Origin of the sequence: Paenarthrobacter sp. NCHU4564 (assembly GCF_052156435.1) — a bacterium.
GTDB lineage: Bacteria > Actinomycetota > Actinomycetes > Actinomycetales > Micrococcaceae > Arthrobacter.
On sequence record NZ_JBQLIS010000012.1, the window covers coordinates 112,998 to 126,442 of the forward strand.

At 64.2% G+C, this 13,445-nt stretch carries 12 protein-coding genes; 2 read left to right on the plus strand and 10 right to left on the minus strand.

Annotation, left to right across the window (positions count from 1 at the left end; genetic code table 11):
* Positions 1-66 precede the first annotated feature (66 nt).
* Genes ACSVIE_RS13665 through ACSVIE_RS13695 form a run of 7 tightly spaced genes read right to left on the minus strand, consistent with a single transcriptional unit; the run spans position 67 to position 7,875 of the window.
* Positions 67-909 (minus strand): HpcH/HpaI aldolase/citrate lyase family protein, encoded by an 843-nt coding sequence (locus ACSVIE_RS13665; RefSeq protein ID WP_442424186.1) that lies wholly within the window; start codon positions 907-909, stop codon positions 67-69.
* Positions 910-932: 23 nt separating this feature from the next.
* Complete coding sequence (locus ACSVIE_RS13670) at positions 933-1,433, minus strand: MaoC family dehydratase (RefSeq protein WP_426006771.1); 501 nt, start codon at positions 1,431-1,433, stop codon at positions 933-935.
* Positions 1,430-2,182, minus strand: a complete 753-nt coding sequence (locus ACSVIE_RS13675; RefSeq protein ID WP_426006769.1) for a CoA transferase subunit B — start codon at positions 2,180-2,182, stop codon at positions 1,430-1,432. Before ACSVIE_RS13675 ends, ACSVIE_RS13670 begins: the two co-directional genes overlap by 4 nt.
* Positions 2,183-2,184: 2 nt before the next feature.
* The gene (locus tag ACSVIE_RS13680; RefSeq protein WP_442424187.1) at positions 2,185-2,967 is read right to left on the minus strand and encodes a CoA transferase subunit A; all 783 of its coding nucleotides are present in this window, start codon (positions 2,965-2,967) and stop codon (positions 2,185-2,187) included.
* Positions 2,968-2,987: 20 nt separating this feature from the next.
* Positions 2,988-4,151, minus strand: coding sequence for an acyl-CoA dehydrogenase family protein (locus ACSVIE_RS13685; RefSeq protein WP_442424188.1), 1,164 nt, complete (start codon positions 4,149-4,151; stop codon positions 2,988-2,990).
* Positions 4,148-6,262: an ATP-binding protein gene (locus tag ACSVIE_RS13690; RefSeq protein WP_426006764.1), complete on the minus strand. Its 2,115-nt coding sequence runs from the start codon at positions 6,260-6,262 to the stop codon at positions 4,148-4,150. The genes ACSVIE_RS13685 and ACSVIE_RS13690 overlap by 4 nt, the downstream gene beginning before the upstream one ends.
* A gap of 2 nt (positions 6,263-6,264) precedes the next feature.
* Positions 6,265-7,875, minus strand: a complete 1,611-nt coding sequence (locus tag ACSVIE_RS13695; protein WP_442424189.1) for a carboxyl transferase domain-containing protein — start codon at positions 7,873-7,875, stop codon at positions 6,265-6,267.
* A gap of 131 nt (positions 7,876-8,006) precedes the next feature.
* On the opposite strand from ACSVIE_RS13695, the gene ACSVIE_RS13700 reads away from it, so the two are divergent.
* Positions 8,007-8,711: an SACE_7040 family transcriptional regulator gene (locus ACSVIE_RS13700; protein WP_426006760.1), complete on the plus strand. Its 705-nt coding sequence runs from the start codon at positions 8,007-8,009 to the stop codon at positions 8,709-8,711.
* A gap of 87 nt (positions 8,712-8,798) precedes the next feature.
* The gene (locus tag ACSVIE_RS13705; protein ID WP_426006758.1) at positions 8,799-9,671 is read left to right on the plus strand and encodes an NAD-dependent epimerase/dehydratase family protein; all 873 of its coding nucleotides are present in this window, start codon (positions 8,799-8,801) and stop codon (positions 9,669-9,671) included.
* Positions 9,672-9,718: 47 nt separating this feature from the next.
* On the opposite strand, the gene ACSVIE_RS13710 is transcribed toward ACSVIE_RS13705, so the two are convergent.
* Genes ACSVIE_RS13710 through pdhA form a run of 3 tightly spaced genes read right to left on the minus strand, consistent with a single transcriptional unit; the run spans position 9,719 to position 13,310 of the window.
* Positions 9,719-11,134 (minus strand): dihydrolipoamide acetyltransferase family protein, encoded by a 1,416-nt coding sequence (locus tag ACSVIE_RS13710; RefSeq protein ID WP_426006757.1) that lies wholly within the window; start codon positions 11,132-11,134, stop codon positions 9,719-9,721.
* Positions 11,131-12,141 (minus strand): alpha-ketoacid dehydrogenase subunit beta, encoded by a 1,011-nt coding sequence (locus ACSVIE_RS13715; protein ID WP_426006756.1) that lies wholly within the window; start codon positions 12,139-12,141, stop codon positions 11,131-11,133. The genes ACSVIE_RS13710 and ACSVIE_RS13715 overlap by 4 nt, the downstream gene beginning before the upstream one ends.
* Entirely contained in the window at positions 12,141-13,310 is a 1,170-nt protein-coding gene (pdhA, locus tag ACSVIE_RS13720) for a pyruvate dehydrogenase (acetyl-transferring) E1 component subunit alpha (protein ID WP_426006755.1), read from the minus strand. Before pdhA ends, ACSVIE_RS13715 begins: the two co-directional genes overlap by 1 nt.
* Between the last annotated feature and the right edge of the window lie 135 nt (positions 13,311-13,445).

Here is a 13,445-nt window from a genome sequence, read left to right on the forward strand (position 1 = left end):
GCCGAGATGGCATTTGATGACAATGTTTGCTCAAAGCATTGGCATCAAATGCCATCTCGCGGGTGGTTAACGGGCGCGGCGGAGGACTGACTGGGCGTGCTTGAGAATGGGGCCGTCGATCATTTTCCCCTTGTACTGGAAGACTCCGGTGCCGGCAGTTGATGCGGCCTCCAACAACTCCGTCGCCGCGGTAACGGCCTGTGGGGTGGGTGCGTAGGCTTCCCGTACGGCAGCCACCTGCGAAGGATGGATGCAGGCCTTTGCTCCGAATCCGCTGGCCACGGCGTCCCGGGACTCTGCACCGAGCCCCTCAAGATCCGGGATGTTTACGTACACTGCGTCAATGGCTTCCTTGCCTGCGGCCTTCGCGGCAAGCAGCACAGCGGACCGCGAGTGGAGCGCCACGGCACGGTAGCCGCCGTCGTCGTTCCTGCTGGAAAGGCCGCCCAAGGACGCGAGCAAGTCCTCCGCTCCCCACATCAACGCCACGACGTTCGGCTCGGCGGCGATGGACACCGCGTTGACGACGCCGACGGCCGTTTCGCAGAGAGCGATCACGCGATAGCCATCCAGGGCCTTCAGCTGCGCAGCACCCTCCGCCTTGGCCAGCATGACGGTCCGGTAGGGAGTTTCCGCCAGGCACTCAAGGTCCAGCCGGAAATCCTCCGTGCCCACCGGGTTCACGCGGACGATGGTGGTGTCCGGATCCAAGTGGGCGCCGGCATCCGCCAGTTGCTCAACGATCGCCCGGCGTGCCAGCTCCTTCCCAGCCGGGGCCACGGCGTCTTCGAGATCCAGGATGACGGCGTCGGCACGGTCAGCGGCCTTGCCGAAGCGCTCGGGACGGTCTGCCGGGCAAAACAGGAGGGCAGGGCCCATGGTGAAGGGAAAGACGTCGGGAGAGGGCATGGACTTCCTTGCTGCTGCGCGTTCTACTGTGCGGTATCGGACGATTGGGCGTTGTGCGCTTCCTTGGTCCACATCAGGCAGGTCCTGGTGGCCAGTGCCACCACCTCGCCGTTCTGGTTGCGTCCCGTGTGCTGCATGGTCACCAGCCCCTGCCCGGGACGCGAGGACGATAGCCGCTTGCCGGTGATCACCGTTTCCGTGTACAGCGTATCGCCGTGAAAGAGCGGATGCGGGAACGTGACATCCGTGAGCCCCAACTGAGCCACGATGGTGCCCTGGGTCAGCTGGGTCACTGACTGGCCCACCATGGTGGAGAGAGTGAACATCGAGTTCATGAGCCGCTGGCCAAAAGGCTGCCCCGCGCTCCAGGCCGCATCCAGATGCAGCGCCTGCGAATTCATGGTGAGGGTGGTGAACAGGACGTTGTCAGTCTCAGTCACCGTCCTGCCCGGCTTGTGGGCGTACACCACGCCTTCTTCCAGTTCGTCGTAATACAGCCCCCGTTGCTCCACAACCCGGCTCATACAGTCAGTTCCTGGTCTTCTTCGAACAACTCAGCACCCGTGGCAGCCAAGACATCCTCCAGGGTCACGTTCGGCGCCAACTCACGGAGCACCAACCGCGGTTCGCCCTGGTCCTTGACGACGTCGATCACCGCGAGGTCCGTAATGATGCGGTCCACGCATCCCTTCCCGGTCAAGGGCAGTGAACACTCCCTGACAATCTTGGGCCGTCCGTTGCGGTCCACGTGCTCCATCATGACGATCACCTTCTTGGCACCGAACACCAGATCCATGGCCCCGCCCATACCCTTGACCATCTTGCCCGGGACCATCCAGTTGGCCAGGTCTCCATTGGCCGCTACTTCCATGGCGCCCAAGACAGCGACATCCACATGGCCGCCGCGGATCATTCCGAAAGATGTCGCGGAGTCGAAAAAAGCAGCACCGGCGTTGGTGGTGACAGTCTCCTTCCCGGCGTTAATGAGGTCAGGATCCACCTTGTCCTCGGCCGGATATGGGCCGACACCCAGGATCCCGTTCTCCGAGTGCAGGATCACCTCCACACCGTCCGGGATGTAATTGGGGATGAGCGTGGGCATTCCGATACCGAGGTTCACATACTGGCCGTTGACCAGTTCCCTGGCTACGCGGGCGGCCAGTTCGTTGCGGGTCCAGCCCTTGGCTTCGTGATGTTCGACGTCGGCACGCCGGTATTCGTGCCGCACGGCTTCCGGACGGGGCGGCACGTCATGATAGGTGTTCGATTCCATGGCTAGGCTCCTCCCGCCTGTTGCTCCCCCGCACCCGGGAGTGACACCGTCCGTTTCTCGATCCGTTTCTCCGCGGACGGCGCCAGCACCACCCGGTGGACGAAGATGCCCGGCGTATGGATGTGCTCCGGGTCAAGCTCACCCGGTTCCACCAGCTCCTCGACTTCGGCGATGGTGGTTCTGGCTGCAGCGGCGCACAACGGGTTGAAATTCATGGCCGCCGCATGGAAAACGAGGTTCCCATGCCGGTCCCCCTTCCAGGCGTGGACCAGGCCAAAGTCGGGAGTGAGCGCCTCCTCAAGCACATAGTCCGCCTCATTGAACGTGCGTACCTCCTTCGGCGCAGAGGCCAGCGCAACGTTCCCGTCGGCGTCGTACTTTTGCGGAAGTCCGCCTTCGGAGACCTGGGTCCCCACGCCGGCTTTGGTGTAAAAGGCGGGAATTCCAGCGCCGCCGGCGCGCAGCTTTTCGGCAAGTGTTCCTTGCGGGGTGAGGACCACTTCAAGTTCCCCGGCGAGGTACTGACGGGCGAATTCCTTGTTCTCGCCCACGTAGGAGCTGATGGTGCGGCGGATGCGGCCATCCTTGAGGAGAATCCCGAGGCCCCAGTCGTCCACGCCGCAGTTGTTGCTCACGGTTTCCAGGTCCGTGGTGCCTTGGCTGTGAAGGGCATTTATCAGGGAGACCGGTATGCCGCATAAGCCGAACCCACCCACGGCGAGCGAGGCACCGTCCGGGATGTCCTTCACCGCTTCCGCGGCGCTGGCAACAACCTTGTCAATCATCGGTGATCCTTCCCCTGCGGTTACAGACCCAACTCGCGGGCGATGAGCATCAGCTGGACCTCCGTGGTGCCCTCCCCGACCTCAAGGATCTTGGAGTCCCGGTAATGCCGGGCCACGGTGAATTCGTTGATGAAGCCATAGCCGCCAAATACCTGGGTGGCATCCCGCGCGTTGTCCATGGCTGCCTCGCCTGCGACCATCTTAGCGATGGCCGCTTCGGTCTTGAACGGCTTGCCCGCCAGCATCCGGGCGGCAGCGTCGTAGTAGGCAAGGCGTGCGGTGTGGGCCCGGGCCTGCATGCGCGCGATCTTGAACTGGATGGCCTGGTACTTGGCGATGTTCTGCCCGAACGCGCTGCGTTCCTTGGCATACTTCACCGAGAGGTCCACGCAGCCCTGGGCTGCCCCGGTAGCAAGCGCGGCAATGGCGATGCGGCCCTCGTCCAAAATGGAGAGGAAGTTGGCGTAGCCGCGGCCGCGCTCACCCAGCAGGTTGGCTTCCGGGACGCGGACGTTGTCCAGTGTCAGCGGATGGGTGTCGGAGGCGTTCCAGCCCACCTTGTTGTACGGCTTCTCCGCCTTGAAACCGGCGGTGTCCGTGGGAACCAGGATGGTGGAGATCTCCTTCTTAACGGTCCCGTCCGGGCGTTCTTCCTTTCCGGTGACCGCCGTGACCGTTACCAGCCTGGTGATGTCCGTGCCGGAGTTGGTGATGAACTCCTTGTTGCCGTTGATGACCCATTCGCCATCTTCCACATGGGCGTGGGTCTTGGTACCACCGGCGTCCGAGCCTGCTTCCCTCTCGGTCAGTCCGAAGCCTGCGAGCGCCTGGCCTGACGCCAACTGCGGAAGCCACTGTTGTTTCTGCTCGTCAGTGCCGAAGCGGTAGACAGGCATGGCCCCCAGCGATACACCGGCTTCGAGGGTGATGGCGACGGACTGGTCCACCCGGCCCAGTTGTTCCAGGGCCAGGGCGAGGGCGAAGTAGTCCCCGCCCATGCCTCCGTACTCCTCGGGGAAGGGCAATCCGAACAGGCCCATCTCCCCCATCTGCTTCACTACCTCGTACGGGAAGCTGTGCTCTTCGTCGTGCTTGGCTGATACGGGAGCCACAACGTCGTCCGCGAATTCGCGGACGGAGTCGCTAAGGTCCTGGTATTCATCCGAAAGGTCGAACGTGCTCATGGCTGGACTTCCTTGTCTGTGGTGGCGTCTGCAACGTGAATGGTGGCCAGGACCTGGTCGGCTTTGACGAGGTCGCCGGTTTTGATGGTCAGGCGAACGGTTCCCGCAACGGTCGCCGCCAACTGGTGTTCCATCTTCATGGCTTCGACGGCCAGCAGTACCTGGCCCTCTTCCACGGGGTCCCCGTCCGCCACGGAGACGGAGACCACCGTTCCCGGCATCGGCGAGCGCACTTCGGGATCGGCTGCGCCTTCCTGGCGTGCGATCCCGGCCAGTATCCGCTTGAGGCGTTCGGCGCGATCCAGGATCCCGAGGCGGCAGGACCACCCGTCGTTGCCCAGGTGCAGGACGCCGGTTTCCTGGCCCACGGCAAAGGTGGCGGGAACGCCGTCGATCTCCAGGACCAGCCGCCCTCCGTCCACGGAGGTCACCGCAACGGGTGCGGCCTCCTGCCTGACGTCCGGTCCGCCGTCGACGACTACCCTCAAACCGTCCTGCTGGTCAGTCACCGCGACGGTCGCCATGCTGCCGTCGGGAAGGCCAAACGTCGTTGTCCATGCAGCCGGCGCCCCTACGCGCCAAGAGTCGGGCGCAGCCCACGCGTCTCCGGCATGCCTGAAACCTTGCCGCTGCAACCACAGGAATACCGCCGCCGCCGTCAGTTCGTTAGCTCCGACGTGCCTGAACGCCATGCCCTGCAGCTTGCGCTCGATCAGCCCCGTGTCCAGATGACCGGCCCGGACGTCGGGGTCGTTGACCAGCAGGCGCAGGTACTCCACGTTGGTATCGAGCCCGAGCAGGGTGTAGTCCGCCAGGGCGGCATCCAGTGTGTCCAGGGCCGTTCGCCGGTCCGGGCCCCAGGCGATGACCTTGGCGAGCATGGGGTCGTAGTCCCCGGTAACCTGCAGGCCTGGCAGAAGCGCTGAATCGATCCGGACGTTGTCGCCGCCGCCGCCTGCTTCGTCGAGGGCGACAACCCGTCCCATGGAGGGCATGAAATTCCGTTCGGGCACCTCCGCGTAAACGCGCGCCTCCACCGCGTGGCCATTAAGCACGACGTCGGACTGCGCCAGCGTGAGCACCTCACCGGCCGCGATGCGCACCTGCCATTCCACGAGGTCGACGCCTGTCACCATTTCGGTGACAGGGTGTTCCACTTGCAGGCGGGTGTTCATCTCCATGAAGAAGAACTCGTCGGGGTGTTCATCGGAGACCAGGAATTCCACAGTTCCGGCGCCACTGTAGTTCACCGATCGTGCGGCGTTGCAGGCCGCCTGCCCAATTTCGGCCCGCCGTGCTTCTCCGTCAGGAAGCGAGGCGAAGAGCGCTGATGGTGCTTCCTCGATGACTTTTTGGTGGCGGCGCTGGAGTGAGCACTCACGCTCGCCGAGATGGATGACGTTTCCATGGTTGTCGGCCAGGATCTGGACCTCGATGTGCCGGGGTGAGCGCACCAGCCGTTCCAGGAAGAGCGTGTCATCGCCGAAAGCGGCGGCGGCAACGCGACGGGCCGTTTTCACCGTGGCGGGGAGGTCTTCCGGGTTCTCCACGACGTGCATGCCCTTGCCCCCGCCTCCTGCTGAGGGCTTGATGAGGAGCGGGAATCCGACGCCCGGGGCTGCTTCGATCAGGTCCTCGTCAGTCAGGCCGGGCTTCGCGATTCCGGGGGTACAGGGCACGCCGTAGCCCATCACGTGGTTCTTGGAGCGGATCTTGTCGCCCATGATGTCCAGCGCTTCAATACCCGGACCGATGAACGTGATCCCTGCCTTGTCCAGGGCCCTGGCGAAGTCAGCGTTTTCGGACAGGAAACCATATCCGGGATGGACGGCCTCGGCACCTGTCCGGCGGCAGGCGTCGATGATCGCCTCGATTTTGAGGTAGCTGTCGCCGGGCGCTGTTCCGCCGATCGCTACTGCGGTGTCCGCGAGCGCCACGTGCTTGGCGTGCTTGTCCGCGTCTGAATAGACGGCGACGGAACGGATGCCGAGGTCTTTCAGCGTAGCGATGACCCTGCAGGCTATCTCACCGCGGTTGGCCACGAGGACAGTCGCGAAAGGCCGCCTGGTGGATTGCTGCAAAGGGATTGTTGTGGTTGCCGGCACGGTCATGGTCACATCCTGAAGAGGCCGAAGGAGGTCGCGGGCAGTTGCCGGCGGGAAACGACATCGAGGGCCATGCCCAGGACGCGGCGGGTGTCCGCGGGATCGATGATTCCGTCGTCCCACAACCGTGCTGTTGAGTAGTAGGGGCTCCCCTGGTCCTCGTATTGCTGCCGGATCGGTGCTTTGAAGGCTTCCTCGTCTTCGGCGGACCAGTCCTCCCCTGCCGCGGCCAGCTGGTCCCGTTTCACAGTTGCCAGGACACTCGATGCCTGGTTGCCGCCCATGACCGAGATGCGGGCCGCCGGCCACATCCACAGGAACCGCGGCGAGTAGGCGCGGCCGCACATGGAGTAGTTCCCCGCACCAAAACTGCCGCCAATGACCACCGTGAGTTTGGGGACCCGCGCGGTCGCCACGGCAGTGACCATCTTGGCGCCGTTCTTGGCGATGCCGCCCTGTTCATAGTCCTTGCCGACCATGAAGCCGGACAGGTTCTGCAGGAAGACCAGCGGGATGCCGCGCTGGTCGCAGAGCTCGATGAAGTGGGCCCCTTTGAGGGAGGATTCGCTGAAGAGCACGCCGTTGTTGGCCACGATGCCCACCGGGTGTCCATGCAGGTGCGCGAAGCCGGTGACCAGTGTGGTGCCGTATTCCTTCTTGAACTCGTGGAACTGCGATCCGTCAACGATCCGTGCGATGACCTCCCGGACGTCGTACTGGGCATTGACGTCCGTGGGAACCACACCGTACATGCCCGCGGGATCGACGACGGGCGGCAGGACGACGTCGAGCACGTCCCAGGCCGGCGGGGCCGGCTTGGGTAACGTCGCCACAATGTCGCGGACGATCTCCAGCGCATGCTGGTCGTTCTCCGCAAGGTGGTCCGCCACGCCGGAGATCTTCGCGTGGACATCGCCGCCACCCAGCTCCTCTGCCGTGACAATCTCGCCAATGGCGGCTTTCACCAGGGGCGGTCCACCCAGGAAGATGGTGCCCTGGTTGCGGACGATCACGGTCTCATCACTCATGGCAGGGACGTATGCACCGCCCGCCGTGCAGGAGCCCATGACGGAGGCAATCTGGGGGATCTTCGCCGCAGACATCCTGGCCTGGTTGTAGAAGATGCGGCCGAAGTGCTCCTTGTCCGGAAACACCTCGTCCTGCTTCGGCAGGAACGCTCCACCGGAGTCCACAAGGTAGATGCACGGAAGATTGTTCTCCAAGGCGATTTCCTGGGCCCGGAGGTGCTTTTTGACGGTCATGGGATAGTAGGTCCCGCCCTTGACCGTGGCATCGTTCGATATGACCAGGACGTGACGGCCGTGGACGAGCCCGATGCCGGCAATTACCCCAGCGCCGGGCGAGTCATCGTTGTACATTCCGTAGGCTGCCAGGGGTGCGATCTCCAGGAAGGGGCTGCCTTCGTCCAGCAGGTAATCGATGCGTTCACGGGGTAGAAGCTTGCCGCGGGCGATGTGCCGCTCCCTCGATTTTTCCGGACCGCCCAGCGCCGCCTTGCCGAGCCGCTCCTTCAATTCCTGGACGAGCGCAAGCTGCTTTTCCATGGTGGCCTCAAAGGAACCGGTGTTGGCTCCTGCCACGCTGGCGATTGTCTCCATCGACCACTGATCCATTCCCGGCCCTGCCGATACCCGCCAAACCATTTCGGTTAGTGCCCCATAACTGAAATTTAGGTTAGTCTGGATTAACTGTGATGTCCAGCACAGTGCGGGTGTGCCAAGGAGGAAGAATGACCGGAGCTCCCCCCACAGATGTGAACGGAACCCGCGCCGATATCCAGGGCGGTCGCAGTGCCACGACCCAGCGCAGCCAGGCCAAGGAGGAACGGCGTGCCGCGCTGTTGTCCGCGGCGGCCGGTCTTTTTGCCGAATACGGCTACAGCCAGGTCTCCCTGGAGGACCTTGGCGCTGCCGCAGGAGTCAGCGGCCCTGCCGTGTACCGGCATTTTTCCGGCAAGCGGGCAGTGTTGGGCGAGCTCCTGTTGAGCGTCAGCCGCGATTTGCTTAGCGGCGGGCGGACCGTCGCAGCTGAGGCGGGAGATTCGTCAAAGGCACTGCGGGACCTCGTTTCCTTCCACGTGGACTTCGCGCTGAGGAATCCTGAGGTCATTCGCGTCCAGGACCGCGACTTTGGGAGCCTCAGCGACCAGGACCAGGCGGAGGTCAGGTCCCTTCAGCGCGCCTATGTGGAAGTGTGGGTGGAGGTCCTGGGCCACATCCATGCCGGGACGGAGGCTGCCGACCTCCGCGTCCGCGCCCACGCAGCTTTTGGCCTGATCAATTCCACTCCGCATTCCGTCCGGCAGCACGGCCGCAGAATCGCTGCAAGCTCCGCCCGCCCGATCCTGGAACACATGGCCGTGGCAGCGTTGCTGGCCAAGCACCCCGGGGGGACTGACATGCCTGGGACTCACAGGGCCAGGTTCAAGGGCTGAAACCCGGTACCGGCGCCCATAGGCTGGATCACACTGCAGTTTTGCAACGGAAAAGCCATGGGTCAGAGCCACATCAAGGAGCGCATCATGAAGATTGCCGTGACGGGCGGAAGCGGGAAACTGGGCAGGAGCGTGGTCCGGCGGTTGACGCAGGATGGCCATCACGTTTTCAACTTGGACCGGGACGGCCGGCGGGGCGCGGGCTTTGTCACCGTAGACCTTCGCGACTATGGGCAGGCAGCAGATGTGATCCTCGGCCTGGACGACCGGCACAGCGGCCTCGACGCGGTGGTCCACTTGGCGGCAATACCCGCACCGGGCCTTGCGCCGGACGCCGCGATCTTCCACAACAACATGCTCTCCACCTACAACGTGTTCCAGGCGGCCCGCCGGGCCGGGATCAAGAAGGTGGTATACGCCTCCAGCGAGACGGTGCTCGGGCTTCCTTTCGACATCGATCCGCCGTACATTCCGGTCGATGAGGAGTATGCCGCCCGGCCGGAAAGCACATATTCCCTGGTCAAGCACCTTGAAGAGCAGATGGCTGTCCAGCTCACCCGCTGGGACCCGGACCTCAGTATCACGGCGTTGCGGTTCTCCAACGTCATGGATCCCGAGGACTACGATGCGTTCCCCTCTTTCGACGCCGACCCGGCCCTCCGCAAGTGGAACCTGTGGGGCTACATCGATGCCAGGGACGGCGCCCAGGCCGTTGCCTTGGCCCTCCAGCACGGCCTGCCAGGGTTCGAGGCCTTCATCATCGCGGCCGCCGACACCGTCATGACCCGAAGCAGCGCCGGGCTGGCGGCGGAAGTGTTTCCCGGCGTCGAGGTTTCGAAGGAACTGGGCCGGCACGAAACCATGCTGTCCATCGACAAGGCCCGAAGGCTCCTGGGTTTCGAGCCGGAACATACGTGGCGGACAGTGCACAGCAACAGGACGACCCCCACCGAGGACTAAAGCCGGGCCTGGGCTGCCACCGCGGTGGGCAGCCCAGGCCCAACCGCTCAGACCATGGTCATGACCATGCCGGGATCGGAGAGAATGGCGCCCACATCGGCGAGGAAGCGGGACCCTTGCTCGCCATCCACCAGGCGGTGGTCAAAGGACAGGCTCAGGGACATGACCTGCCGGACCGCCAGTTCGTCATCCACCACCCAGGGGGCTTTCCTGACCGAACCGAGGGCCAGGATCGCGGCCTCGCCCGGGTTCAGGATCGGTGTCCCGGCATCGATGCCAAAAACACCGATGTTGGTGATGGAGATGGTGCCACCGGAAAGCTCCGCCGGCGTTGTCTTTCCGGCGCGGGCAGTGTCGGTCAGTTCAGCAATGGCCGAGGCCAGTTCCCGCAGCGGCAACTGTTCGGCGTCCTTGATGTTCGGCACCGTCAGTCCCCGCGGCGTGGCCGCCGCAATGCCGAGGTTGACGTAGTTGAATTGAACGATCTCCTGCCGTTCCCCGTCCCAGCGGGAGTTCAGGGTGGGGTTGTTCCGCAGCGCGATCAGGACAGCCTTCGCGGCAAGGGTCAGCGGCGTGAGCTTTAAGCCCTCGAAGGTCTTGCTTCCCTTGAGCCGGGCCAGCAAGTCCATGCCGGCGGTGACGTCGATCGTGAGGAACTCCGTGACGTGTGGTGCCGTGAAGGCACTCTCCACCATGGCGGCCGCGGTGAATTTCCGAACCCCCTTGATGGGGATGCGGGTTTCCCGTCCTTCTGACAGAGCCGGCCCTGCACCAGCGGTTTCCGGCGCGTCGGCGGTGAAACTCCTGACGTCTTCCCTCGTGATGAGGCCTCCGGGCCCGGTGCCGGGTACCGAGGCAAGGTCGATGCCCAGGTCCCGGGCAAGTTTGCGTACCGGCGGGGTGGAGCGCGGCCGTTCGGCCGGCGTTCCGGCCACCCCGGCCTCCTGCGCTTCGGGGCCGGGAAGCGTTGCCCCGGCCTTTCCCAGGACGCGCGCCCGGCGGGTCGGCCGCCCGCCCTGTTCGATCACTGCGCCATAGCCCACCAGGTTCGGCTCGCGCTGCGCGGGGGCACCCACGGGCCGGGTTACCGGGGCCGGGGCTGCTTCAGCTTCCTGGTCCACGACGGCGGATTGGTCGCCGGTGTCTGCCGCCCCGCTGACCGCTGCTGGTGCTGCTCCGCCGGCAGGGCTGCCGCCGTTGGAGGACCCGGCGTCGTCCACTTCAAAAGAGACGATGGGCTTGCCGACTTCCACCACTGTCCCCGGCTGTTCGTGCAACGCCGCGACCTTGCCCGCAAAAGGAGACGGCAGTTCCACCACTGCCTTGGCCGTTTCCACCTCGGCGATCACCTGGTTCAGGGTCACGGTATCCCCCACCGCCACCTTCCAACTCAGGATCTCCGACTCGGTCAGGCCTTCACCAAGGTCCGGCAGCCTGAATTCCTTGATCATGGCGGCGGTCATCCTTCCAGTCCACTCAGCGAGTTGGGGCGGCCAAGGGTGCGGTCCACACCATCCAGGATCCTGTCCAGGTCAGGAAGATGGTGCATTTCCAGCTTGGAGTACGGGTAGGGCACGTCGAAGCCCGTGATCCTGACGGGTGCAGCTTCCAGATAGTTGAAGCAGCGCTCGGTGATGCTGGCGGCGATTTCAGCGCCCAACCCGCCGGACTGGCCGGCTTCATGGGTGATCACCAAACGGCCCGTCTTGCGGACTGATGCCTCCACCGCGGGGTAGTCCACGGGGGCCAGCGAGCGGAGGTCGATGACCTCCACCGACACACCTTCGTCGGCCGCCGCCTGGGCCGCGTCCCGGGCGGTCTTGACCAACGGACCGTATGCCACCAGCGTGACATCGGTCCCCTGGTTCACCACCGCCGCCTTGTCCATCGGCAGGGCAGCGGACAACTCCAGGGACTCGTCCACATCTCCCTTGTCGTGGTAGCGGCGCTTGGGTTCGAAATACAGCACCGGGTCGTCACTGGCGATGGCCTGCTGGATCATGGTGTAGGCATCCTGGGGATTGGAGACCGCCACAACGCGGAGCCCCGAGGTGTGCGTGAAGTACGCCTCCGGGGACTCGGAGTGGTGTTCGGGTGAGCCGATGCCGCCGCCGAACGGGATGCGGATGGTTATGGGCATCTTTACCCGCCCCTGGGTCCTGTAGTGCATCTTGGCGACCTGGCTGACGATCTGGTCGAAAGCGGGATACACGAACCCGTCGAACTGGATCTCGCAGACCGGCCGGTAGCCGCGATAGGCAAGACCCACGGCAGTTCCGACAATTCCCGATTCTGCCAGCGGGGAATCAATGACCCGGTGCTTGCCGAAATCCTTCTGCAGACCGTCGGTGATGCGGAAGACACCGCCCAAAGCGCCGATGTCCTCACCGATCAGGACCACTTTGGGATCGTTCTCCAGCGACTTGCGGAGGCCTGCATTGATGGCCCGGGCAAACGTGAGCTTGGACATCAGCGTGCACCTTCCTCGGCGGTTTCATTGAAGCTGTTCAGGTAACGCGCGTAGTGGTCCTTTTGGCGTTCGATCCAGGAATTGGGCGTGCTGTACACGTGGTTGAAGACGTCCAGGGGCTCCGGGTCCGGCATGTTGATGCAGCCTGACCGCAACTGGGCTGCCACGGCATCGGCGGAAGCCTTGACCTTTGCTTCCAGGTCTTCGGTCAGCAACCCCTTGGCTTCCAGGAGCTTGCGGATCCTGAGAATCGGATCCTTCGCAGCCCAGTCTTCGAGTTCGTTCGCATCCCGGTACCGGGTGGGATCGTCTGCCGTGGTGTGCGGCCCCATCCTGTACGTGACGGCTTCTATGAAGGTCGGGCCGCCGCCGTTGCGTGCCCGGTCAAGCGCCAGGCGGGTCGCGGCCATGACGGCCAGGACGTCGTTGCCGTCAACGCGCATGCTGGGGATGCCGAACCCGTTGGGCCGGTCGGCCAGCTGGACCTGGGACTGCACCCGCACGGGTTCCGAGATGGCCCAATGGTTGTTCTGGCAAAAGAAGACCACGGGTGCCTGGAAGCTGGCGGCGAAGACCATGGCCTCGTTCACGTCACCTTCGCTGGTGGCGCCGTCGCCAAAGTACGCCAGGACAGCGGTGTTTGCACCGTCCAACTGGATGCCCATGCCGTAGCCCGTGGCGTGGAGGCTCTGGGATCCGATGATGATCTGGGGCGTGGCCATGTTGATGCGCTGGGGGTCCCAACTGTAGGACGCGTTGCCGCGCCATACTTTGACAATTTCCTCGACCCGGGCACCCCGGATGTAGGCAACCCCGCTCTCCCGGTAGCTGGGGAACACGAAGTCGTCGTCCCGCAGGGAGCGGCTGGAGCCGATCTGTGCGGCTTCCTGGCCCAGGAGCGGCGGCCACAAAGCCAGTTCTCCTTGCCGCTGCAGGGCGGTGGCCTCCGTGTCAATGCGACGGATAACCACCATGTCCTCGAACAGGGAGGCAAGGTGCTCATCGCCGATGTCTTTGACCCAGAGATCGAATTCGGGGTGGCTGATCCGTTCCCCTTCCGGTGAAACCAGCTGGAGCAGATCGCCTCCAGTCCTGAGTGGACTGTGTGCACTTTGCCCAGGGCCCCGGGCGGCGCTTTGCGCTCCCTTGCCCGCCTTATCCGTCAACACAGGTGATCGCACCCTTCCGGCTCGTTTGTGTCGGCTTCGCTGCACTTGTGGTGCAGCCGCAGACCGACGCCCCGGCTCCTTCGCCGGGGTTATTTGTGACCCTACTCACAAGATGCAGGCGGTACAACTGTCAGG

What these genes read in the sequence shown, in the direction of transcription:
- ACSVIE_RS13710 (WP_426006757.1), bottom strand. Translation starts at nt 11,134, where the DNA reads ATGACCGCCGCCATGATCAAGGAATTCAGGCTGCCGGACCTTGGTGAA.
- ACSVIE_RS13705 (WP_426006758.1), top strand. Translation starts at nt 8,799, where the DNA reads ATGAAGATTGCCGTGACGGGCGGAAGCGGGAAACTGGGCAGGAGCGTG.
- ACSVIE_RS13695 (WP_442424189.1), bottom strand. Translation starts at nt 7,875, where the DNA reads ATGGAGACAATCGCCAGCGTGGCAGGAGCCAACACCGGTTCCTTTGAG.
- ACSVIE_RS13700 (WP_426006760.1), top strand. Translation starts at nt 8,007, where the DNA reads ATGACCGGAGCTCCCCCCACAGATGTGAACGGAACCCGCGCCGATATC.
- ACSVIE_RS13670 (WP_426006771.1), bottom strand. Translation starts at nt 1,433, where the DNA reads ATGAGCCGGGTTGTGGAGCAACGGGGGCTGTATTACGACGAACTGGAA.
- ACSVIE_RS13685 (WP_442424188.1), bottom strand. Translation starts at nt 4,151, where the DNA reads ATGAGCACGTTCGACCTTTCGGATGAATACCAGGACCTTAGCGACTCC.
- ACSVIE_RS13690 (WP_426006764.1), bottom strand. Translation starts at nt 6,262, where the DNA reads ATGACCGTGCCGGCAACCACAACAATCCCTTTGCAGCAATCCACCAGG.
- ACSVIE_RS13680 (WP_442424187.1), bottom strand. Translation starts at nt 2,967, where the DNA reads ATGATTGACAAGGTTGTTGCCAGCGCCGCGGAAGCGGTGAAGGACATC.
- ACSVIE_RS13665 (WP_442424186.1), bottom strand. Translation starts at nt 909, where the DNA reads ATGCCCTCTCCCGACGTCTTTCCCTTCACCATGGGCCCTGCCCTCCTG.
- ACSVIE_RS13715 (WP_426006756.1), bottom strand. Translation starts at nt 12,141, where the DNA reads ATGTCCAAGCTCACGTTTGCCCGGGCCATCAATGCAGGCCTCCGCAAG.
- ACSVIE_RS13675 (WP_426006769.1), bottom strand. Translation starts at nt 2,182, where the DNA reads ATGGAATCGAACACCTATCATGACGTGCCGCCCCGTCCGGAAGCCGTG.